The 21,806-nt window shown below is 40.9% G+C and carries 22 protein-coding genes; 14 read left to right on the forward strand and 8 right to left on the reverse strand.

What is annotated here, in order from left to right; genetic code table 11:
- Positions 1-86: 86 nt before the first annotated feature.
- The 7 genes from EV695_RS13685 to EV695_RS13715 all read left to right on the forward strand — a co-directional run bounded on the left by EV695_RS13685 (position 87) and on the right by EV695_RS13715 (position 6,032).
- Positions 87-989 (forward strand): LysR family transcriptional regulator, encoded by a 903-nt coding sequence (locus EV695_RS13685; RefSeq protein ID WP_131906546.1) that lies wholly within the window; start codon positions 87-89, stop codon positions 987-989.
- A 126-nt stretch (positions 990-1,115) separates the two neighbouring features.
- On the forward strand, positions 1,116-2,420 hold the full coding sequence (locus EV695_RS13690) for an aminotransferase class V-fold PLP-dependent enzyme (protein ID WP_131906547.1): 1,305 nt from the start codon (positions 1,116-1,118) through the stop codon (positions 2,418-2,420).
- Positions 2,421-2,556: 136 nt separating this feature from the next.
- Positions 2,557-3,408 carry a fumarylacetoacetate hydrolase family protein gene (locus EV695_RS13695; RefSeq protein WP_207907088.1) on the forward strand — a complete coding sequence of 284 codons (852 nt, stop codon included), beginning with the start codon at positions 2,557-2,559 and terminating at the stop codon, positions 3,406-3,408.
- Positions 3,409-3,741: 333 nt separating this feature from the next.
- Positions 3,742-4,302, forward strand: a complete 561-nt coding sequence (locus EV695_RS13700; protein WP_243651617.1) for a DJ-1/PfpI family protein — start codon at positions 3,742-3,744, stop codon at positions 4,300-4,302.
- A 62-nt stretch (positions 4,303-4,364) separates the two neighbouring features.
- Positions 4,365-4,685, forward strand: coding sequence for a ribbon-helix-helix domain-containing protein (locus EV695_RS13705; protein ID WP_131906548.1), 321 nt, complete (start codon positions 4,365-4,367; stop codon positions 4,683-4,685).
- A gap of 372 nt (positions 4,686-5,057) precedes the next feature.
- Positions 5,058-5,342 (forward strand): hypothetical protein, encoded by a 285-nt coding sequence (locus EV695_RS13710; RefSeq protein WP_131906549.1) that lies wholly within the window; start codon positions 5,058-5,060, stop codon positions 5,340-5,342.
- Between the two features lie 375 nt (positions 5,343-5,717).
- On the forward strand, positions 5,718-6,032 hold the full coding sequence (locus EV695_RS13715; RefSeq protein ID WP_131906550.1) for a hypothetical protein: 315 nt from the start codon (positions 5,718-5,720) through the stop codon (positions 6,030-6,032).
- 96 nt (positions 6,033-6,128) lie between these two features.
- Here EV695_RS13715 and EV695_RS13720 read toward each other — a convergent pair whose 3' ends face one another.
- The 3 genes from EV695_RS13720 to EV695_RS13730 all read right to left on the reverse strand — a co-directional run bounded on the left by EV695_RS13720 (position 6,129) and on the right by EV695_RS13730 (position 9,037).
- Entirely contained in the window at positions 6,129-7,193 is a 1,065-nt protein-coding gene (locus EV695_RS13720) for a hypothetical protein (protein ID WP_131906551.1), read from the reverse strand.
- Between the two features lie 162 nt (positions 7,194-7,355).
- On the reverse strand, positions 7,356-8,681 hold the full coding sequence (locus EV695_RS13725) for a type II toxin-antitoxin system HipA family toxin (RefSeq protein ID WP_131906552.1): 1,326 nt from the start codon (positions 8,679-8,681) through the stop codon (positions 7,356-7,358).
- A complete protein-coding gene (locus EV695_RS13730; RefSeq protein ID WP_131906553.1) occupies positions 8,675-9,037 on the reverse strand; it encodes a helix-turn-helix domain-containing protein in 363 nt (120 codons plus the stop codon). The genes EV695_RS13725 and EV695_RS13730 overlap by 7 nt, the downstream gene beginning before the upstream one ends.
- 495 nt (positions 9,038-9,532) lie before the next feature.
- On the opposite strand from EV695_RS13730, the gene EV695_RS13735 reads away from it, so the two are divergent.
- The 5 genes from EV695_RS13735 to EV695_RS13755 all read left to right on the forward strand — a co-directional run bounded on the left by EV695_RS13735 (position 9,533) and on the right by EV695_RS13755 (position 14,339).
- Positions 9,533-10,075: a DsrE family protein gene (locus EV695_RS13735; RefSeq protein WP_131906554.1), complete on the forward strand. Its 543-nt coding sequence runs from the start codon at positions 9,533-9,535 to the stop codon at positions 10,073-10,075.
- Positions 10,076-10,169: 94 nt separating this feature from the next.
- A complete protein-coding gene (locus EV695_RS13740) occupies positions 10,170-10,832 on the forward strand; it encodes a VOC family protein (RefSeq protein WP_131906555.1) in 663 nt (220 codons plus the stop codon).
- Between the two features lie 44 nt (positions 10,833-10,876).
- Complete coding sequence (locus tag EV695_RS13745) at positions 10,877-11,344, forward strand: anthrone oxygenase family protein (RefSeq protein ID WP_131906556.1); 468 nt, start codon at positions 10,877-10,879, stop codon at positions 11,342-11,344.
- Between the two features lie 248 nt (positions 11,345-11,592).
- Positions 11,593-12,117 carry an aggregation factor core gene (locus EV695_RS13750; RefSeq protein WP_131906557.1) on the forward strand — a complete coding sequence of 175 codons (525 nt, stop codon included), beginning with the start codon at positions 11,593-11,595 and terminating at the stop codon, positions 12,115-12,117.
- 830 nt (positions 12,118-12,947) lie between these two features.
- The gene (locus EV695_RS13755; RefSeq protein ID WP_131906558.1) at positions 12,948-14,339 is read left to right on the forward strand and encodes a type 2 periplasmic-binding domain-containing protein; all 1,392 of its coding nucleotides are present in this window, start codon (positions 12,948-12,950) and stop codon (positions 14,337-14,339) included.
- A 103-nt stretch (positions 14,340-14,442) separates the two neighbouring features.
- Here EV695_RS13755 and EV695_RS13760 read toward each other — a convergent pair whose 3' ends face one another.
- Both EV695_RS13760 and EV695_RS13765 read right to left on the reverse strand, forming a co-directional pair.
- Entirely contained in the window at positions 14,443-14,856 is a 414-nt protein-coding gene (locus EV695_RS13760) for a MarR family winged helix-turn-helix transcriptional regulator (RefSeq protein ID WP_131906559.1), read from the reverse strand.
- A 123-nt stretch (positions 14,857-14,979) separates the two neighbouring features.
- A complete protein-coding gene (locus EV695_RS13765) occupies positions 14,980-15,345 on the reverse strand; it encodes a hypothetical protein (RefSeq protein WP_131906560.1) in 366 nt (121 codons plus the stop codon).
- 332 nt (positions 15,346-15,677) lie between these two features.
- Here EV695_RS13765 and EV695_RS13770 point away from each other — a divergent pair, with 332 nt between their 5' ends.
- Together EV695_RS13770 and EV695_RS13775 are read left to right on the forward strand one after the other, a co-directional pair.
- On the forward strand, positions 15,678-17,441 hold the full coding sequence (locus EV695_RS13770) for a patatin-like phospholipase family protein (protein ID WP_279388061.1): 1,764 nt from the start codon (positions 15,678-15,680) through the stop codon (positions 17,439-17,441).
- 126 nt (positions 17,442-17,567) lie between these two features.
- Entirely contained in the window at positions 17,568-18,509 is a 942-nt protein-coding gene (locus EV695_RS13775) for a glutaminase (protein ID WP_131906562.1), read from the forward strand.
- A 28-nt stretch (positions 18,510-18,537) separates the two neighbouring features.
- On the opposite strand, the gene EV695_RS13780 is transcribed toward EV695_RS13775, so the two are convergent.
- The 3 genes from EV695_RS13780 to ychF all read right to left on the reverse strand — a co-directional run bounded on the left by EV695_RS13780 (position 18,538) and on the right by ychF (position 21,735).
- Positions 18,538-19,164 carry a trimeric intracellular cation channel family protein gene (locus EV695_RS13780; RefSeq protein ID WP_131906563.1) on the reverse strand — a complete coding sequence of 209 codons (627 nt, stop codon included), beginning with the start codon at positions 19,162-19,164 and terminating at the stop codon, positions 18,538-18,540.
- A 28-nt stretch (positions 19,165-19,192) separates the two neighbouring features.
- A complete protein-coding gene (locus EV695_RS13785) occupies positions 19,193-20,149 on the reverse strand; it encodes a S49 family peptidase (RefSeq protein ID WP_131906564.1) in 957 nt (318 codons plus the stop codon).
- 494 nt (positions 20,150-20,643) lie between these two features.
- Positions 20,644-21,735, reverse strand: coding sequence for a redox-regulated ATPase YchF (gene ychF / locus EV695_RS13790; RefSeq protein WP_131906565.1), 1,092 nt, complete (start codon positions 21,733-21,735; stop codon positions 20,644-20,646).
- Positions 21,736-21,806: the final 71 nt, after the last annotated feature.

Raw genomic sequence — 21,806 nt, forward strand, 5'->3', positions numbered from 1 at the left:
TTTTCTACAAAACTCTATTGCAAAGTAGTTTAGGTAAACTAGAATAAAGATCAAACATTGAAAATTGAGCTTAAGATAACAAAACTATGAACTTACGAAGCCTTAAATATTTTTGCGAAACGGTAGAATCAGGAAGCATATCTGGAGCTGCTGAACACCTTTTTGTAGCATCGACAGCAATAAGCATGCAGATATCCCGTTTAGAAAATCACCTCGGTGGACAGCTTTTTGACAGATCATATCGACCAATGAAATTAACAACGTTGGGACATTTTTATTACCCCAGAGCAAAGAAATTACTGTGTGAAATTATTGAACTAGAAAATGAAACTAAGGGACTTGCTACCGGCAAAAAAGGATGGTTAGGAATTGGTTTCGTTAGATCAACTTTATTCAATATTCTTCCAAATAGTATTCGTGGATTCAAGAAAGAATGCCCAGATGTACAATTAAACTTAGTGGAAGCTTTATCAGATTACCAAGTGTCTCAACTTAGAGAAAGTTTGATACATGTGGGAATTTCTCGTTTTTTAGGACCGTATGAAGAATATAAAGATCTGCATTATGATGTTTTATTTAATGAGCCTTTTGTGGCTGTACTTCCAAGCGATCATATTTTGGCTAAAAGAAAATCAATTAGTGTAGAAGAATTAAATGACATCCCTTTTATCAGTTACCCAAAAGATCCATACAGTAATTTTAGCAACGACTTATTATCTATAATCGAAACAGCTGGTGCTGTTCCAAGCGTTAATCATGAAGCTATCGAAATTCATACTGCATTGGCTTTAGTCTCTGCAGGCTTAGGAATAACGATTGTAGGACAATGTGTCAGCTTTAGAAATACTAATGATGTTGTTTTTGTTCCCATCAATGACCTAAAAGTAACCAGCTCTATTGTTGTTATAAAAAAACATGAAAGTGAAAATGAATTTGTAGAGATTTTTTTAAAATCACTGAGATCTTACTTAAACTCTGTCGGCTCATAATAAATCAACAAGAAAATTCATATTTTATCAAAAGCATATAAACGCTAGCATTGACTTAGTTAACCTTGGTTCCTAAACTGATTTTTAAATTTGCCACCTCAATTTCTTTTAACAGGATAATTAAAAATGTCTTTATCGACACATAATCTAAGCGCACCATTTAACGACGATTTAATGCAAAGAATTCGTGATCGTTTTTATTATGTTGATCAATGCCCTTACAGCGGCAAACGCATATTCTTCGAAAATGCAGGAGGCTCTTTAACATTAAAATCTGTAGTAGAGAAAAGTGAAGTTATTTCCCGCATTCCAGATAATGAACATCGAAATAACCCTGCCTCTCATGCTATGTCAGAAATTGTAGATAAGGGCAAAAAAGATCTCTTTGATTTTTTCGGCGTATCTAATAATCATTCCAATAGTATGGTCTTTGGTGGAGAAACAGGCACCGAGTGCCTATTTAGATTAATCAGAGTTGCAGCTTTGGCACTTCCTGAAGGAGGGTCAATTATCTGTAGCGCGATAGAGCATCCTTCAACTTACGATGGCACCCGTATATGGGCGGATCGAACAAACCGTGAGTGGATCGAAGTATCTTTCAATACACAAACAGGGATTGTTAACGCCGATGATTATGCAGCCTTGGTTAGACCAGATACACGTATTGCAACAATAATTCATACCAACCCTGTTACAGGTATGGTGATGGACGTTGAGGCTATTTCACGAGCAATTCGAAAGATATCACCAGACTGTTATATCATCGTAGACGGCATACAACATGCTCCTCATGGTTCACCAAATGTTGGATCTTATGATGTGGATGCTTATGTAATTTCAATGTACAAAGTTTTTTCTAAGTTTAACAATGGTTATGCCTGGATTTCTGAAAGAATGAGCCAATTGCCTCACGATAAATTACTGGGGAAACCAAACGAGGCATGGGAACTCGGTAGCCGCGACCCGTCTGCATTAGCTTCAGTTAGCGAAGTAATCACATACCTTGAATGGCTAGGCCGTCACTTTACCACTAGCTCAGATCGCTCCTCAAAACTAAAAGCAGCTGGGCAGGCAATGAGTGATCAGGAGCAGTTACTTGTTCATTGTTTGCTCTATGGTGTAAAGGAAGGAGAACGATTTACAAAAGGATTGCTGGATTACAAAAATGTAAAAATCATTGGTGATTTAATAAACTCTCCTCACGAAAGCGTCGTGTCGTTTGCCATAGATGACTATAGCTCCAAAGAAGTGGTTGAGGCTCTTGAGAATAAAGGGATTCGAACTCATGCTCGATCAAGTGATGCATACTCAGGCAACATATTACGTCCTTTAAATCTTGAAGCAGTAACAAGAATATCTGTAGGTCATTACAACACATTAGATGAAGCGCTTTATTTTTTAGAACAATTTGAAGTTTTATTTGATTCATAATTTCTTTATTTTCATGAAAAACCTGAAAAATCACGCACATTTTTCTAGCGTCATACTTTCGTTCCAAGATTTCAAATAACAATCTTAAGTAGTTACAAATTTTAAGAAGACACTAATATAAGAAAGGGAGAATTTTATGGCAGCAATACGTCTCGGGATGATAGCTGGTCGGTCAGTACTCGTTTTAGATGAGCATGCGATCGATATCGAAAACCGCTCTGATGGTCAGTTCTCTGCCGACCCTATGAAGATTTACCAGAACTGGGATACATTTACCGATTGGGCTGGTAAACAAGTGCTTAAGGGAGATGAGTCGCCAGTCACTGATGCCGATTTGCAATGCCCTGTTCCACAACCTAGTGCTGTATATGCAATTGGGCTGAACTATACGGATCACGCAGAGGAAGCTAAGTTAGATATACCGAAGCAACCCATGGTATTTACTAAATTTCCTAGCTGCATTGCCGGACCTACCGCTGAGATTCCATTGACGTCTAATCGCGTTGACTGGGAAGCTGAGCTTGTCATCGTTATTGGTCGTGGCGGCAGAAATATAGCCGAAAGTGATGCTCAGGAACATATCGCCGGGTTTACTGCTGGGCAGGATATTTCTGATCGTAGACAGCAGTTTTCTGATCGCCCACCACAATTCAGTCTGGGCAAGTCATCTAAAAACTACGGGCCAATTGGTCCTGTTGTGGTGACGGCAGATGCATTTGATAACCCCGATGCCATTGCATTCACCTGTGAGCTAGATGGCGAACCAGTACAATCGGGTAATACTGCGAAACTGATCTTCTCTGTCTCGCAGATAGTTTCCTTTTTATCGAAATGGACAGAACTAAACCCTGGTGATCTCATTTTTACCGGTACACCCTCTGGCGTTGGCTCTGTGCGTGATCCGCGACGTTATTTAACGGAAGGTGAAACCATCACTACGACTGTTCCAGGTATTGGGACAATGACGAACAAATGTGTTGCTCAGTAAGTAATCAGTTAGGTACTTTTTCATCAATATTGTCACCCCCCTACTTTAAGCCACTTTTTCGAAACTGATCCCACATTGTATGTGACTGTAAATAATAGCGCGAAAAACAAAGAGTTACACGGCAGACACTTATTGTTACCCCTTCTGCTTTTAGAGAATAGGCATTCTTTATTTACGGATGTTTTTTCGTATGTAGTAACATCATATTACCCGTTTAACCCCTTACTATGGCTTACTCCCTCTTAAGAAAATGCAGAAGCATTTTTTAGCTTCGTGTACACAAACACTGAAACGATAAAAAAAACACAAACCAAAGAACTTGAGGAGATAATGATGGCTAAAGTATTAATGATTACCGGTGACTTTGTTGAAGACTACGAAAACATGGTTCCTTTTCAGGCGCTACAGGCGATGGGACATGAAGTTGATGCCGTTTGCCCTGATAAAAAAGCAGGCGACACTATTGCCACTGCAATCCATGATTTTGAAGGAGATCAAACCTACACTGAAAAACCAGGTCACAATTTTGCATTAAACGCTGATTTTGCTGCGATTGATGTGACGAGCTATGACGCTTTGTACATTCCAGGTGGCAGAGCACCTGAGTATTTAAGACTCAACCCTGAAGTGTTAAATCATATCAAACATTTCTTTAATACGAATAAACCCGTTGCGGCAATTTGTCATGGTGCACAATTGTTAACCGCTGCAGGTGTGTTAGAAAACCGCAAGTGTTCAGCATACCCTGCTTGTCAGCCAGAAGTAGAAAGTGCGGGTGGCGAATACATGAATATTGATATAGATGGTGCGGTTACTGATGGCAATTTGGTGACAAGCCCTGCCTGGCCTGCACACCCAGCCATGCTAAAACAATTTAATGCGCTATTATCATAGGTAGAAAAAAGAATAAGTTCGAGAAATCGAAAAAAAACTACCTAGATTGAGGAGTGACCATTATGTGTCAATTATTCATTAATGCCGATAGTAATCTATGGGCGAGTCATACTAAATCGCTACGGATTGACGGCGTTGTAAGTTCCATCCGATTGGAAAACTTTTTTTGGCAAATTCTTGAAGAAATATCCTTTCGTGATGACATGACCTGTAATCAATTAATCACTAAATTATATTTAGAATCCTTAGATGCAGAACATGATATGGGTAACTTTACGTCATTTCTGCGTGTCTGTTGCTCACGCTATTTATCGATGATTGCTGATGGAGATATCCCCAGAGATACAACGACGTTGCAAGACGTTCGAGTCTCACATCATTGAACGGCAACTATTGAGCTGACCTCGCAAATAAAGCACTACTTTATAAAAAGCATGTACAAGGAGGGAGTGGCTTATTAAAACACTCCCTCTGCGGGTCAGCTTTAAACACCAAAGCTGTTGTTTCGATGTGTTCGGCTGGCACTTTACATTTCAACATCTGTTTTTATCCCACCCCCCTACTTTAGGGCACTTTTTTAAGAGCCATCAATCAAAATCAGTTCTAATAGTAAATTACATTCCAAGCGCGTACACATTGTATATCGAAGATTTATTCGCCCTAGCGGCGTAATAAATCGGCTTTTATGATACTTTATTTAGCAATCATGAAAATTTCGCCCTAATGGCGGATTAAACAGTAAAGTGAATTCGATAATGAAACTCTGGTATACCTATTTTCTTAAAGTACTTCCAGCTAGCGCGCTTATGTTAATTAGTCCGTTAGCATTTGCTGCTTCAGCTGCATCAGAGAAAATATCATGGATGACGATGATGTTTATTGGGATAGCTATTTCTCTCGTAGTAGCGACCATTTTAAGCATTCGCAATAAAAATGCAGAAGGCTTCACGATGAAATTTTTATTTGGTGGTGTCTATTTTTGGGCGGTTGCTTTTATTCAACTATTAATTTTTGCCGCATATACGCATTTTAGTAAATAAGTAGCTGTGCCAATCACGCCTTATTCATTTTAAACAACACTACACCTCAGCGATTTTAATCCTTTAGTCACCCCCCCTACTTACGGGCGTTTTTTTACCGAACCCTTCGGATAATCGTCGCTGTGTTTCATTGTTGGTATCGTATGTAAATATCATTCTCTCTTTCAGCCTGATTGCCTTAGTCTAATCGTGGAATATTGTGGCGCTTCACAACTCAAAATAAGCTCGGCCTGAAAATTACCACTATGATGTGGTTTAGGGTATTTAACGTGGGAGATTTGCACAACGATGGTTAAAGTAATTTCGATAGGCGCTGCATCACTGGCTTTGCTGATTGGAGTGGGTTATTTCTTTACAATTGGTTTTGTAAAGCCCATGAGCACTGATCTGTCCGTTATTGGCAAGGGTAAACCCGTGCTGGTGTTAGCGTATGAGAATTATTCACCTGACGGTGGAGAGGCGCTTAGTCGGCTGCAAAAGGTAAAAGGCGATTATCATTCGCGACTTGATTTTGTGGTGGCAGATTTAGGCACACCACAAGGCTTCGCATTTGCCGACCGTCATAAGATGTTTAATGGTCAGGCGGTGTTCTTAAAACAAAACGGTGAGCCATTGGAAGTTACATATATACCGACTAATGAACAGGAGTTGCGCAGTCAGCTAGATTCGAAACTTGCGACTGTGGAATGAAGGAATAATAAATCAGGCGATTACCCACCCCCCTACTTTGGGGCGCTTTTCTCAAAGCCTCACGTGAAAATGGCATAACTGACAAACGTCGATAAATCAGGCTATGGGTAATATTTCTTTATCAGTAATCATTACCGCTTTTACTATTTTATTGTCTACACTGGGATCAAAGCGATTCCAGTTTGTATTTGACCACTGCACAGTAAGAGCAATCGAGTGCTTTTCTATTTGCTTCCTTATTTGCTTCCTTATTGGCTTATCTATTGGCTTCCTCATTTGCTTCTCTGAATCTATATCTTGATCTGCTTCGTGTTCCAGATAAGACTTTACTGAGTCACAATAATATCCGTTGCAGGTATCCGAACGCATAAATCTGGGAAGTGAACATCCCTGTTTTGTTTGGTTGATACATGAATCTTTGACTGTTTTATTGTTAATTTTAGATAAATACAGTTCGCGAATTTCAGCTGTTGTTAATTCAGGTTTATTTTTCATTAATCGCTTAATAGTTGCAGCTGAAAGGTAGGCATGATCCTTCCCCGAGGGACAACAACCTCCTTTACACATTCCACAGAAACCATCCGCTATTGTTCTTAATTCTGGATGTTTAGAAAATCTCTGCTCTACCGTTAACACCCTGTTTTCCAAGCCTTCATCTTGAGCATTTATAAAAGTTTTACTGTCAATATTGTCTAATGCCTCATTAATAATATTGCTTAGATGTTCGCTGTATTTCGTTATTCTTTCATTGCTTGGGGAGCTTAGTTTTGTCAAACCCGATGGTATTCGAACGAGTTGAACATTGGTTTTTAAATATTGAGGGTTACTGTCTAAGAATGTTTGTAATACTGTTTGATTCTGCTTTTTTTCATGCTTTTTTATCTTTTGAATATACGCTTCTCTGAGAGCAGCTTGTTCGCGAGATGTTTGAAGCCGTTTTTTCTGATTGATTAGATAGCTTTTAAAATGGAGAGGCACCATTTTTGACTTCTGACTCATGATTCTTTTGCACTCAAACGAACCACAAACCAGGTAATCTAATTCTTTGATTTGTAAAAAATCAGCATAAGTAATCAAGCATTCGCAAACGTCACATTTACAAGATGCGGAATATTGCAGCTTAAAAAATTTATTGCTTAAGTTATTACGATGCGTATTCATATAAATTCATGCATTTTTATTGATTTATAATTTAAGCTTAGTCTACATTTCGTTTATTTGGCGCTATAAGAAAAATAGCTCTCGATGCCATTGCTAAAGCAGAAGAAATGACACCCCCCTACTTTGGGGCACTTTTTTATAATTAAGCGAAATAAGCAGTTACTAAATACCCATACGCTGATGTTTCTGTATCTCCAAACTTATCTTCTTCGAGACACCCGCTTCTTTTGCAAAATCCATCCATTTACCCACAGCGCTTATCACTTCTTCGAGTATTTCATCGGGCCTGGAAAGACTGATCGATTTTCCCGTTTCAATTAACTCTTCCCTTGTGAAGTGATCGCGTTTGCCATTGACGCTCATCTGGTGTTGATTGGTCCATTGACCTGCGGGATTGTGTGAATAGGTCACATCGTATGCGGGTGATAATCGCCATTCGCCTTGTTGGTTCATAAGAAACGATATGTTTTTGGTGTGGTCGTCCTGATTGCGTGAAATGATATTGAATAACATGCGACGATATTGTTGTGTTGCCTCGGCCTTGCTTAGGCGTAGTTTGCGCATGACTTCGAATGCCTGCTCGTAACTGGTTGCGCCTGCGCTATTGAAATCATAATGTGCGATGCCGCAGAGGGTTTGCATGTGTTGCTTAACTTGCTGCCCACTTTGATTCTCACGATCAAAACGTTTGGTCATGAAATGCGCGCGGCCATTTTCTTCGAGTAATTTACAGGGCATCATTTCTATACCCGCTTCCTTTGCCATAAGGTAATAGGCGTATTCGATGCGGCCATAATCTTTGGGTTCACCCAATTCAAGATCAGTCACGCCATCAAATTTTAGTAGCCAATAGTCGTAGCCTTTGGGCACATCGGTTTGACCGGAGATGACATTGCCCTTGTCGTTCATCGCAATAACGGCTTTTGGCCTGGCGCCACCCGCTGATGTACCGACGCGAAGAATATCGAGAATCGCGTCTTCGTTCTCTTTATCACTGGCCTTGCTAAATTGCACATCCAGCGCTTTGCGTTCCTGCATGACATCTCGTGCCAGCTTAACCAGTTCAGCTATCTCTACCGCGACTGAATCATCGTATTTTTCAATCACCGTCGGCGAAAACTCTAACGCACCCATACCGCGTTTACCGCTATAGCAAAGCCTTTCCACGGGGCTAAAACTGGCACTGTCGCGACCATTACGGGCCAACCATGCATCGATAATACTGTTACCAAATTTATCGGGTAACACATCAGCCAGCATGCCGGGCAGCCCCAGGTAGGTTTCTTTATTGAGCGCGGAGAATGCAAACTTGCCATCGCCTCTTCTGGCATCATTCAAACTCATCGTGATCGGTGCAATATCCAGCCCTTTTTTGAGGAAGTCTTTATCGTATTCGAAAACTGCATACTCACGATCATCCAGCCATGCGACTGCGCCTACAACGTCACCCCAGAGTGTCACAAAGGCTGTATCAATTTTTTTTACCATTCTGGCTCACTCTCTTTGTCTTGCTTGGACTTTTTATCTTGCTTAGGCTTTTTATTAAGACGTTCACCCGATGCCCGTTGTCGAACAATGCCTTTATTTTTGGCTAACTGCATGGGGCTGATGGTTATTTCAGGAATGAAATTATCGAGCTGATCGAGCGCGTCAAGCTCTCTTAATACTGCGATCAATGTTGAAAGCTTACTGCGACCAGACTCAAGCGCCTTAATGGAATTCAGCGATAATGTTGTCGCATCGGCGAGTTCTTGCTGGGTCTTGTTTTTGCGCAGACGCAATGCTTTGAGACGATCACCCAGCTCTTTTTCTATCGCTTTATCTGAAAGAGAATAAAAATCCATAACAACCTTATATTAAACTATTAATAGCTTTAAATAATTTTAGAGCCTTTTATTGGGCTATTATAATATCTAAAGTGATTAACTTCAAAGGCTAACAGTTTAATGGTCTTATTTAAGCCTCTTGTAAACAATAAATAAGTTAATAGTCTTTTAAAAGGCTATTAAATAATCTTAAATAATAAAGTATGACTTATTTATAAAACAAAGACACCACCAACCCTACTTATGAATGATATTTATGTGGCCGCACTTTCCCTACGGGTAAGCATTAAACAACAATGCTTTTGTCTCACTGTCGCTCGGCTTGTTATTTGAAAACGTAAATAGAACTTATGCAGGGCTGGGTGTTTTTCATTGTAGTGATGTTTTAGACTGCTCAGCTCAGCTCAAACAACCGTATTTATTCTAAAACTAGACTAAGCTCTGATAGGAATACTCTCAAAAGAATATTCCATAAACCCTTTAACCTACTGTGATACACCACGGAGAATACTTATGTCTAAATTGATTGCCATCTTATTGGTAGGACTACTGTCACCGGTTCTGGTTCATGCCGGACCGGATACCCCATCAAAATTTGATCCAACGCCTTACGCACCACAAAAAGCGTTATATGACTTCAATTTTGCCGAACCGAAACCGCGTCAGAGTTTTGGTTATGTGTTAAATCATATCAAGGCGCTTAAGGAATTCAGCGATTTCGACAAATCGCAGATCGTGATCGTTGCCCATGGCAATGAACTACACACCATGGCACGCAAGAACCGCGCTATCTATCCGGAGATGTACGATGCCCTGAAGGAGCTAAACAGCTTGGGCGTGAAGATCAGAATCTGTCGCAACGCGGCACGTTCACGCGGTTACGGGCCAGAAGATTTCTACGAATTCGCCACGGTAGTTCCTGCGGCTGTGATCGAGATCGCCAAATGGCAGAACGAAGGGTTCAGTTATATGTATCCTGCGGCAGCCAGTACCAATCCTCGCATCACCCGCGAGCAGTTAGTGGAGAAATACCCAGAGCTAGAAATGGCAGATTAAATACCCTCACTGGTATCCATTTCGGATACCAGCTTTCAGGGTGACAGATAAACGAAAATAAACGTGTTTTTTACTTTCACAATAATGAGGAAATATGAATATTCAAATGGATCACCTTGTTATAGGAGCCGCTAATCTAAAACAGGGCGTTGATTACGTAAGAGATTTATTGGGTGTTGATATCCCCTATGGTGGTGCTCATGAAAAAATGGGAACACATAACCACTTGATGCAACTCGGCAACAATACGTTTCTTGAAGTCATTGCCATAAACGAAGATGACGAAGCACCTAATAACCCTAGGTGGTATGGGTTGGATGATCCTTTTGTACGCCGCCAAAATGAAATTGAGCCAGCGTTATTAACCTGGGTGGTCAATACAAAGAACATCGAAGAACTAACAAAACAGGCAACCTTTACAGTTGGGAACGCTGAGTTAATTAGCCGAGGGAGTTTAAGCTGGTATTTTGGTCTCCCGGAAGATGGCAGGCTGTTAGCTGGTGGAATGCTACCTTATGCCATCGAATGGCAAACAGATGTACACCCATCGACAAATATGGCTGATTTAGGCTGTAAACTTCACAAGCTGGAAATTTACCATCCGTATCCGTCATGGTTGAAAGATGCCCTAACGTCTATTAGTGCTCTGGATCTTGTGGAGATTAAGGCGTTGCCAAAAAATAGTACGCCATATCTAGTTGCCCACATTAACACGCCGTCAGGTATTAAAAAGGTGACTAGTCATGGAACATTATGATGACGAGGAAAGAAAACGAAACGAAAGGAAAGGAAATATAAACAATGAAATCTAATCTCCAATTCCCACTGTTATTTTTAGCGACCCTATTGGCTGGGCTGCTTGCGGGGTTTTTCTATACCTGGTCTTTCACCATCATGCAAAGCCTTGATCTTATTGGTGATAGCAATGCAGCTACGGCGATGATTTCTATCAATGCCAATATTCGCAATGGCTGGTTTGGTGTCATATTTTTTGGTACTCCCCTATCAATTCTGTTTTCGTTAATTTTGATATTTGGGGCAAGAAATAAGAGGCTTTTGCTTTGGGTATCATTTGCGCTTGTGTTTGCCATTTCTACTTTGGTTATTACTTTTACCAAACATCTGCCTCTTAATGATGAGTTGGCAAATAGTTCTAATTGGGCTTCCTACGTTGGTCCGTGGGTTCTGTGGAATCACGCAAGAATGGTGACTAGCTTCTTGGCATTTGCCTCTATGTTGTGCACGCTGGTATCTCTTCTCAAAAAATGATTTGCGGATTCTTAGTCAACCACTCAATCAACCACTTAATCAAAAACTCAAAACAATAGTGATTGGCTAAATGACTGCTTTTAATTCGTTGTCGTTTGCTAGTTCATTCAGGGCATTGAAGTAAAGTCACCCCCCCACTTTAAGGTCATTTTTATAAGAATCAGCGTTGATGCTATTCTGATTTTCAAGATATACCTTATTACTATCAGCTCGTTACAGTGATTCACTCTTAACTACGGACAGTTACCATGATCAAAAAAGTGTTATTTATTATTCTTCACGTGCTGTTATTTGGCGGACAGCTTGCCTATGCAGACTTAGAAGTGACCTTTGTAGAAAGTGCACCTAAAGATAGATTTGAAATTAAGAATACTAGCGAGTGCGTTTTAAAGGATTTTGTACTGAATGTAGATTTATCCAACAGCGCTGGACGATTGATTTTTGATACGAGTGCAACGGGTGCCGGGGTTGAAGTTTTCCAGCCTTTTGAAGTCGTCAAAGGTAAACTAACACTGATTTCTTCCACTACAGTGAAGGATGGCGACAAGACGCTGTCGCTAAGTATCGAGAGCATTGGGCCTAACAAGTCGGCCAGCTTCAGTATCGATGTTGATGATACTTTAGCGCAAAGTGAGCTAGGAAATATTCGTGTATCTGGATCAGAAATATCAAACGGCTTAGTTGCCGTTAATTTAAAAAATAAAAAACCATATAAAGCATCGTTTAACAAAAATGGCAAAGCACTGATCAAGCTTCCGCCTTGCTCTGCTTGAGTTTTCTCTTATCGGTCTTTATCTTACGCTAGCTTTTTCTAAGGCAAACCTGACGGACATTGTTGGCTTTTGCTGAGCCTATCCCCAACTTTCACCCTTAATCTTTTTTTAACGACGATTCGACTATAATTTGAGCGATCACTCAATTATTTCTTGAATGATCATTCAATTATAGTTATAGTGATTTTTCCTTAGCTTAATTCCCAATTAAGGTTTTTTGTAAATAACAAAATCTGGAGATAAAACGGCAACTTTAAGCATTCAGTATTTAGGAAAGCACCCCGCTGCAAGCAAATATTTTCTAGAAAAAACATTTTTAGCAGATGGGAAATTTTTTAACTTCACGTCTTAAAGTCCAACTCTCCCGAATTACCAGAGGAGCATCAAAAGCTACATGAGTTATTTGAAAGACCATTAACATTGAATATGTGTGTAACTACTATGTACCCGCTCATACTAGTGTTTCACATACGTTAAAGTAGTTCCTGATTAACAGATTCAAAAAAAGTTACAGACCCGCTTAACTCAACTCTGGCGATGGCTCCTAGTCCTGAAATTTGATAGTACGGCATACTTATAAACATACACGGAGGTAAGGTTTTTATGAATTCGGACTTTCCAGGCAAGTAACAGAAAGTCTGCAATATCTGGCACCTAGTTGTTTGGGTCAATAGCCACTAGAGAGCCTAATTGAGTTCGAAGTGATAATAACAACAACAATCTAAGAACGTATTAAGACGTCGATGGATCTTTGTCTATCGAAAGAATATGAAGTGCAGACTACAAGCTGCCGCTTGCTGTCTTATCGACATTAATTTGAGGAGAATTCAATGTTACGTTTAAAAAAAATATTACTTATAGCCACAATAATTGCATTTGCACCATTTAAAAGCTGGGCTGCGGATGTATTAGAAATCAACGTTCAATCAAGATACTCACCCTTGCAATTCATAGATTCAGCTTTTGGAGGGGCGCACCCAATTGGTGGGCCTGGTCACGCCTTCGTTTTAAAAGCTAATGATACATTGAGCCCTCTTGGAATCAATTTTGTTATGCATAACTCTGGCAAAGTGAATAAATATGATGAAAAGAATATTCTTCCTAAACTAGTTGATAGAAAAAAACATGGAAATCTCTATAAAGCAGTTGCTCTAGGGGACAAGCAAGGTGGTATCAACGCAGCACTTTCAATTCCTGCTGAGTCAGGCCTCGCCTTTGGTGAGATGCTATCTGGAGGAGTTCCCTTTGGTATGTCTACAGATGAATATGCTGCTTATATATATTATGGTGGTGGTCTTGATTTGCAGCAAAAAATTTACGACGATGCTTTCGATAGTAAACTTGTAACCATTCCTGTTGCACTAACAAGCGCACAAGGATCTGGCTTTTTTCCTAAGCAATTACCAGACCCTGATAACAATCCAAGTTTAAGTAATGAAGATGCTATGGCAGAATTTTGTAACATGCCATTAATTGTTCGCTGGCCTGACTCTGCTGCTCAAGTCATAAAAGAAGCCTGCTCTAGAGTTGGGGTTACAACTGCTTATATTGGTAAAGAGACCCGCTGCGTAGACCCTAAAGCAACCTGTGATCCTATTAAAAACCCTTCTAACCCAGTGAAAAACATACCTACTGTTTTGACGTTTGGTGGCTTTGCTCCAGGTGTGATTCCTCATCAAATGTTTGGCAGTGGCAATATTGATGCATTTGAATTGAACATGCCAACAGAAGACATTCAGTTTTTGAAACTTGCGAGTAAGCAGCTGGATAAGAAGAATGCTGACGCAGATTTAAGTAGCATCGTTGCACCGTACAAATACGCAGGATCATGGCACCAGCCCATCCTATTAGTAGAACTAGTATTTAATAGAGACTTCTGGGACGGCTTCACCAAAATACAACAAGATCTCATTAAAACGGTTGCTCAAGCAAGTATAGTTGATACTCAAGCGAGACTTCTTAGCATGCAAGGTGAAGCTATTGAACAATTAGAGGCAGCAGGTGTTGTTCATCTTAAATGGCCACAAGGCATATTGGAGAAATTACGTGATGCAATGCCTGATGGCTTAAATAAGGTTGCAAATAAGGCCGTTCAAAAAGGTGATAATTCTTCAAGACTTTGGTTAGATGCAACATGGGCGTTTCAAAAGAAGAATCAAAAGTTTTTTGATTATGGTGATATAAATCAGGGTCAATCTAATTTTCAAACGTCAAAAAAATAAAAGTGTTATTGCCATGCCGAGTGGTGAATCAATGCTTGTCCATCGTAGTTACCTTGCGGCATCTACGATGGACTTTTTTTACACTGCTTTTTCTACAATACTTTTACAACAACTTGCCACTTAGCTTTAACATTTCATCCAGCTGCCCTGCACTCACGTTACTCATCAAGCTTTCTGCTGAGTGCTCAAAACTTACCAACGCTTCTGTGTATATACGTTCGCCTGCTTCGGTTAGTTTTACCAGGCTCACTCTGGCATCTCTTGGATTAGCTTGCTTTTCGACCAGTTTAATCTTTTCCATTGGCGCCAGTACTCGGGTGACACCGGATGCTGTAATAGAAATCTGGTCGGCTAGTTCAATTCTGCGCAATGTATGATTGGGTGCCTGCATCAATTGATGCATGATCATAAACTCGGTAAAGCTAATGCCATGTAAACTTAACTGCCCTTCTACACCCTTTTGTAACTTTGTGTTTAGGAGTGTATTTAATAAAATAAAATCTGTTGCGTTTGTCATTTTGTAATCTCCTTCAAGACGATCAATACTTGAATTATAATTGACTACTCAAGCATTAGTCAAATACTAGGATTGCTATTGCTATTACGATTTGCATATTGACAAGCTATGAAAAAAGATAGGTTAAGTTGGTCTTCCGATAAATATCGCTGTCCATATCACTAAAGCCCAGATTACCAAAACGATCGTGTATGTCGTTATTAGCAATGATTTAGAGCCTGTTAATTTGAAACGCGCTTTGATGAATAGATAGAGTTTTCCTGCAATGAGAAAACCGAACGCCCAAACCATACCTGCCACGATGATTGCTGGCCATATCCAGTCTCCGTGTAATGAGTCTATATCCGGAAATGACAGATTCAAAACGGGTGACACCATGTAATACAACAGCAAGCCTAAAAAACCCATGCTGAATAATGCCAAAAATAGCGTTGCGACAAAGGCTAATAAGGAGAGACGCATTACCTGGGTAGTGGGGAGTAATTTCATAAGGGATGGAGTTCAGTGTTTATTGAGTGTATTGCTATAAAGCACTGAGTGTAATTGATTCGGGGAATATATTTATAGTTTTTAAGGCACCCCCCTACTTTGAATGATATTTTTGTAGTTATAACTTTCCTTCGGGTCAATACAAAAAGGGTTTACGTAGAGTAGGCACTTTTTTTTCTATCAGCTATATTTATAGTAGTGATCTAATTATTTACACCATCAACTATATTTCAAAAGAGGCTATCATCAACGACACCTTTCAACAGTGGCGATTATTTCAGGACTTTACTGAGGCTCAGATTCAGAGCGTTATCGATAAAGCCGAAGAACGAATATTCGAAACCGGTGAATATATCTGCAAGCAGGATGAGATTGGCGAAAGCCTGTTTATTATTCGTTCTGGACGCATCAATATGCGTGTTACGAAAGCGAATGGCGTTGAAAAAAACCTGAATATACTCAAAGAAGGCGACCATTTCGGTGAGTTAGCGCTGTTATCTGGTGGTGTTAGAACCGCATCTGCGATTGCGCTGAGTGATGCCGTTATTCTGGAAGTCGCCAAAGATGATTTTTTAGCCCTGCTCAATGAGATCCCTGCTTTTTCGATTAACCTGAGTCGTACCATTGGTAGTTGGCTGCAGGGTGAACTTAAGGGAGATAGTGTTCGCAACAAATTGCACATTATTGGTCTGGTGTATAGCTGTGGCATCACTGCTAATTTTGCGGTACAGGTCATTGAGTTCTTCGCGGACAAAGATAAAAAGATCGCAGTGTTTAGTGATCGGCAGAATTATTGGGAAGGCATTGGTGTACCAGCGGCATCAATCGAAAAAGGGGCTATTGAGAGAACTCAACAATATGTGATTAAAGCCTCAGAGGCTGTCGATCATGTGTTTATTGATATTGGCCATCAAGCAACAGATTTCATTCCATTGTTATCACAATGTGATCGTATCTGGTGTTTCATCGAACAATCAAGAGGTTCTGAAAATACCCTGGCAAGTGCGATGCAACTACTGGATTATCGGAGCAGTATTCTACTTAAAACCCAATGGGTGTGGGTGCAGGAGAAATCGACAACGCTCGCCCCTGTCATCAGTACTTCGAAAAATACCTCGGAAAATACGCCGTATGATGCATTGCGCCTTCATTACGTTAACTCGGATATTGATAATGGCAGTGGCGATGAAGATGACGATAACCAGAAACAAACATTAGTTAAACGCGATTTAAGCCGCTTATTCCATTTAGCCAATGATATTCAACTGGGTATTGCACTCGGCGGTGGTGGGGCGAGAGCGTTGGCACACATTGGTGTATTAGCCGCCTTAGAAGAACATGAAATCTATTTCGACAGAATTTCAGGCACCAGTGGTGGTGCGATTGTCGCAGCTTTCTATGCCGCTGGTTTTGATAGTGAGTACATGTTGCAACTTTTCGATATCGGCATTAAACCACCGAAATGGGTGAAATATATTCCGCAGGGAAACAAATGGTATTTACTGGCGATGTTTCGATCTGGATTAATCGAAAAACGTTTTCATAAAGTCTTCGGCAAGAACACCCAGTTTGAACAATTGATATTACCCACGCATATCATCACCACTGACTTGATTAGCGGCAATGAGGTTGTGAGAAGTAGTGGCAATGTGGCAGATAGCGTTAGCGAAAGCATCAACCACCCGCTACTGGGACGCCCCATTTTACGTGATGGTGAAGCCTTGATTGATGGAGGCATTTTGAACAATGTCCCCAGCTCGGTGTTACGCAATAACAACGTTGATTACATCGTTTCTGTAAGTATTGGCGCAAAACTGCAAAAGTCTTTCGGTAAAAACGATAGCACCACCAGTAAAGCTAAAATGAAAAAAGTGGGCTTAATCGGAACCCTGTTTCGCGCACTGGAAGTCGGACAGAATGGCTTAGAGAATCATTATGAAAATGACAGCGACTTTTTAATCCTGCCCGATACTTCTGAATACCAGTTTGAAGATTTCACCAGAGATGTGGAGCTGGTAAAGCTGGGTTATCAATCAACTATTGAGGTGATGCCTGAACTCAAAGCGAGTTATTTAGAATTTATTAAGACGGGTTAACATTCTTCTAAATTTTTGTTCTACTCGCTATTTACCCCTATCTTCTCCCAATCCGTTTTATGACGCTTAAAATCCTTAGTCACACGACTAAATCACGTTATCATTAGCGATTACTTATAGCCTGGTATGACCTTTACAGTGGAAGATTTACAAACAATTCTTGATGAAATCACGTTAGCCGTGACGGCTTTACCTGCCGAGGGCGAAGTCGCTTGTTACATACCGCAACTTGCCGAGGTAGATCCCGATCAGTTTGGCATTGCGGTTGCTCTGGCAGACGGACAGATTTTTCATGCAGGTGATGCGCAAACGCTATTCTCTATCCAGAGTATTTCAAAAGTGTTCACCACCACCATTGCACTGAGAAAATTTGGCGACGACATCTGGAAACGCGTAGGCCGCGAACCATCAGGCGACCCGTTTAACTCTATTGTTCAATTAGAGATGGAATGCGGCAAACCGCGTAATCCCTTTATCAATGCTGGCGCCATCACAATCGCCGATACCATTATGGAAGGTCGTACCCCCGATGAGTTAATGGAAGAAATTCTGCAATTTATTCGCGAGATTGCGCATGACGACAGTATCCAGATTGATAAAAAAGTCGCAGAATCGGAATTAAAAACGGGAGATAGAAATGCGTCTTTAGCGCATTTCATGGCTTCTTTTGGTCTTTTTGAGAACGCGGTAGATGATGTGTTGTGGGCCTATTTCAACCATTGCTCGATCACCATGACTTGTGAGCAACTGGCAAAAGCGGCACTTTTTCTGGTATCGGATGGTTTAGATAAAAGTTGCGGCGTGAATGTGGTCTCTGAAAAACGCGCACGACGAATTAATTCACTGATGATGATGTGTGGTCATTATGATGGATCAGGCGAGTTTGCATTCCGCGTCGGACTACCCGGAAAAAGTGGCGTTGGCGGTGGAATCATGGCGGTTGTGCCAGGCAAAGCGTCTATTGCGGTTTGGTCACCTCGATTAGATAAAGTCGGCAATAGCTATTTGGGAACCCTCGCTCTGGAAATGTTAACGCAACGCACTGGTTGGTCTGTTTTTGGACATTGACACCAAAAGAGAGTTTTAGTGTTTTCAGTTACTTAATCTTTCTACCTTGACGTGGTTTATAACGTGGGGTTGTCCAGCCAAATAGCAATGCTGCAGCCCTCAAACCAAATGCTAATAGCACGCCAACAAAAACAGCAACTATTTGTGGCACACCCATTGAGAATAAAAACACAAAACTGGTCGCGCCCAATAAGGCTGCACTGATATAAATTTCATCACTGAGTAGTACTGACTTTTCACCCGATATGACATCTCGGAAAATACCACCGAATGTGGCCGTAGAAATTCCCGTTACAATCGCTGCGTAAGGCGATATGCCATATTCAAGCCCAATCATTGCACCCATCACACAATACGCTGCCATTCCAATAGCATCTAACCACAGGAGAAGACGATAACGAGATTCAACCAAGTGCGCGGTAAAGAAAACAAGTACAGCGATGATGACACAAATGCCAATAAACAGCGGTTGCTTAATCCAGAAAACGGGGAGTTTACCGAGCAGTAGATCACGCAAGGTGCCACCACCCACGCCTGTGATTGCGGCAAAAAAGATAAAGCCAACAATGTCCAGGCGCAAACGTGATGCCGCCAATGCTCCCGTTGCTGCGAATACAGCAACACCGGCATAATCTAAAAGATGTAAATAATTCATAAGTACACCCCCCTACTTACAGCGGGTTTTATTTATATAAAACAGGTGCAGGAGAATTATTCGATTCCAGCAACAGTTTCGTTACCGATGCACCGATACGTTTACTCAGGCGTTCGAAAATATCTTTTTCAGGACTGAAATTAACCATGGTTTCTGCACCAATCACATCTCGTGCAACCGAAGCAGGACTTCCAAAATCATCGATCAACCCCAGTGCTTTAGCGTCTTCACCGGTCCAGAATAAACCGCTGAATATATCAGGGTCATTTTTCAATCTATCACCACGACCTGCTTTAACCGCATCGATAAAGTGCTTATGGGTTGTTGCTAATAAGTCTTTAACGAAGGCTTCATCTTCCGGTTTGCGTGGCGAGAATGGATCAAGAATGGCTTTATTCTCACCAGCCGTTAGTTCACGATTTTCAACACCGATCTTTTTCATCGCTTCTACTACACCGAAGCTTTGCATACGCACGCCAATAGAACCAACTAAACTAGAAGGGTTCGCGTAAATTTCATCCGCTGCCGAGATGATAAAATACCCGCCAGAAGCACATAAATCAGCCGCTACCGCGATGACCTTTTTATCTTTATAAATACCACGTAAGCGTTTGATTTCGTTATAAACATAACTTGATTGAACAGGACTTCCGCCAGGACTATTACAACGCAGAATAATGCCTTTCACTTTTTTGTCTGCAAACGCATCCTGCAACGCAGGGATAATATTATCCGCACTCGCTTCAGCACCTTGCAAAATCACACCCTGAACATCAACCACTGCGGTGTAAGACGGAGCGGCGCTCATACGTGTGCTTTTAGACATGGCAGAACCTACAACCGCCATTATCAACAAGAACAATAAAATCAAAGTCGCAAATTTGAAGAAGATAGACCAGCGACGGGAACTGCGCTGCTCTTTAATGCCAGCCATCGCGACATCTTTCAAAGCATCAATAGCTTTTTGGTTTTCGTTATTTAACATGATTTTTCAATTATTTAGATCAGGAATGGATATTTAAACACACCCCCCTACTTTTATGTGTTTTTTTTATTCATTTTAAATGAAAAACACACCCTTCGGGCCATCGTCGCTTCACTCCGACATTGTCTCAATGCGTTTGGCTAGTCACTTTGTTTTGCGTATCTTATGAGGGTAAATTTGTTATTTAGATATTACGTTAATCACATACGATCAAAGCAAAAATGCTCAGCTTAATTGAATAAGATGAGCATTTTTTAAAATCCCTAAAAGGATGGATTTATTCTTCAAATTAGTTTCTAGCTTGCACAGGAGCAAGGCGGAAATTATGAGCTTACAAGTGTAAGTGATTAACTTTATGCTATTACTAATTATTATTTACCCCGATTGTGCTTTGATTTTTCCAGAGGCAAGGCGAAAGCAGCGCAGCTTATAAGTATAAGTGAGCACTTTCAACGCTGCGTCTGGGAAAAGCAGAGTGCAATCGGGCTAAATAATCAGACGTTGAATCGAAAATGTACTACGTCCCCTTCTTGCATAATGTAGTCTTTACCCTCTAAACGCCATTTACCTGCATCTTTCGCGCCGGCTTCACCTTTACATTCGATGTAGTCATCGTAGCCAACTACTTCTGCACGGATGAAACCACGTTCGAAATCTGTATGAATTCGACCTGCTCCGTTTGGTGCTGTTGCTCCTTGTTTTACTGTCCAGGCGCGTACTTCTTTTACGCCTGCTGTAAAGAAGGTTTGTAGATGTAGTAATTGGTAACCGGCATTGATCACACGATTGAGTCCTGGCTCTTTCAAACCGAGATCATCGAGAAACATGGCTAATTCTTCATCATCCAATGAAGACATTTCTGCTTCCATTTCGGCACTTACAGCAACTACTTCAGCATTTTCTTTAGCTGCGATTTCTTTAACTGAATCAAGGTAAGGGTTATTTTCAAAACCATCTTCTGCTACGTTCGCCACAAACAGAATCGGTTTGATGGTGATCAACTGGTATTCTTTGACGAGTAATTTTTCTTCTGCACTTAGGTCTGCAGATCGTGCTGAATGGCCTTCTGCCAGACGCTCGTGAATTCGCTCGAATACAGCTAGCTGTGCTTTTGCATCTTTATTGCCAGATTTCGCATTCTTGGTAGCACGATGAATGGCTTTTTCGATCACATCCAAATCTGCTAATGCCAATTCGGTATTTATGGTTTCGATATCTGAGACCGGATCTATTTTGCCATCTACATGCACGACATCATCGTTGTCGAAACAACGAACAACCTGCGCGATTGCATCGGTTTCGCGGATATGAGATAAAAACTTATTACCTAAACCTTCACCCGATGCTGCACCTTCTACCAAGCCTGCGATATCCACAAACTCCATGGTGGTAGGTAATACTCTTTCAGGTTGTACTATTTCAGCGAGTGCATCCAGACGTGGATCGGGTACTGGTACGATTCCTACGTTTGGCTCGATGGTACAGAAAGGATAGTTTTCAGCAGCGATTCCTGCTTTCGTTAATGCATTAAATAGCGTTGATTTACCAACATTGGGAAGTCCAACGATGCCACATTTAAAACCCATGTTAAATCCTCAAAAGATCCACTTAAAAAGTGTGCATAAGTGGGGGGGGGGGTGTATTTTAGTGTTTAATG

This window comes from Cocleimonas flava (assembly GCF_004339015.1).
In the GTDB taxonomy this organism is placed as follows: Bacteria; Pseudomonadota; Gammaproteobacteria; order Thiotrichales; family Thiotrichaceae; genus Cocleimonas; species Cocleimonas flava.

Excerpts from the sequence above, each read along its gene's own strand:
- EV695_RS13685 (WP_131906546.1), top strand. The coding sequence starts at position 87 with ATGAACTTACGAAGCCTTAAATATTTTTGCGAAACGGTAGAATCAGGA.
- EV695_RS13690 (WP_131906547.1), top strand. The coding sequence starts at position 1,116 with ATGTCTTTATCGACACATAATCTAAGCGCACCATTTAACGACGATTTA.
- EV695_RS13695 (WP_207907088.1), top strand. The coding sequence starts at position 2,557 with ATGGCAGCAATACGTCTCGGGATGATAGCTGGTCGGTCAGTACTCGTT.
- EV695_RS13700 (WP_243651617.1), top strand. The coding sequence starts at position 3,742 with ATGGCTAAAGTATTAATGATTACCGGTGACTTTGTTGAAGACTACGAA.
- EV695_RS13705 (WP_131906548.1), top strand. The coding sequence starts at position 4,365 with ATGTGTCAATTATTCATTAATGCCGATAGTAATCTATGGGCGAGTCAT.
- EV695_RS13710 (WP_131906549.1), top strand. The coding sequence starts at position 5,058 with ATGAAACTCTGGTATACCTATTTTCTTAAAGTACTTCCAGCTAGCGCG.
- EV695_RS13715 (WP_131906550.1), top strand. The coding sequence starts at position 5,718 with ATGAGCACTGATCTGTCCGTTATTGGCAAGGGTAAACCCGTGCTGGTG.
- EV695_RS13720 (WP_131906551.1), bottom strand. The coding sequence starts at position 7,193 with ATGAATACGCATCGTAATAACTTAAGCAATAAATTTTTTAAGCTGCAA.
- EV695_RS13725 (WP_131906552.1), bottom strand. The coding sequence starts at position 8,681 with ATGGTAAAAAAAATTGATACAGCCTTTGTGACACTCTGGGGTGACGTT.
- EV695_RS13730 (WP_131906553.1), bottom strand. The coding sequence starts at position 9,037 with ATGGATTTTTATTCTCTTTCAGATAAAGCGATAGAAAAAGAGCTGGGT.
- EV695_RS13735 (WP_131906554.1), top strand. The coding sequence starts at position 9,533 with ATGTCTAAATTGATTGCCATCTTATTGGTAGGACTACTGTCACCGGTT.
- EV695_RS13740 (WP_131906555.1), top strand. The coding sequence starts at position 10,170 with ATGAATATTCAAATGGATCACCTTGTTATAGGAGCCGCTAATCTAAAA.
- EV695_RS13745 (WP_131906556.1), top strand. The coding sequence starts at position 10,877 with ATGAAATCTAATCTCCAATTCCCACTGTTATTTTTAGCGACCCTATTG.
- EV695_RS13750 (WP_131906557.1), top strand. The coding sequence starts at position 11,593 with ATGATCAAAAAAGTGTTATTTATTATTCTTCACGTGCTGTTATTTGGC.
- EV695_RS13755 (WP_131906558.1), top strand. The coding sequence starts at position 12,948 with ATGTTACGTTTAAAAAAAATATTACTTATAGCCACAATAATTGCATTT.
- EV695_RS13760 (WP_131906559.1), bottom strand. The coding sequence starts at position 14,856 with ATGACAAACGCAACAGATTTTATTTTATTAAATACACTCCTAAACACA.
- EV695_RS13765 (WP_131906560.1), bottom strand. The coding sequence starts at position 15,345 with ATGAAATTACTCCCCACTACCCAGGTAATGCGTCTCTCCTTATTAGCC.
- EV695_RS13775 (WP_131906562.1), top strand. The coding sequence starts at position 17,568 with ATGACCTTTACAGTGGAAGATTTACAAACAATTCTTGATGAAATCACG.
- EV695_RS13780 (WP_131906563.1), bottom strand. The coding sequence starts at position 19,164 with ATGAATTATTTACATCTTTTAGATTATGCCGGTGTTGCTGTATTCGCA.
- EV695_RS13785 (WP_131906564.1), bottom strand. The coding sequence starts at position 20,149 with ATGTTAAATAACGAAAACCAAAAAGCTATTGATGCTTTGAAAGATGTC.
- ychF (WP_131906565.1), bottom strand. The coding sequence starts at position 21,735 with ATGGGTTTTAAATGTGGCATCGTTGGACTTCCCAATGTTGGTAAATCA.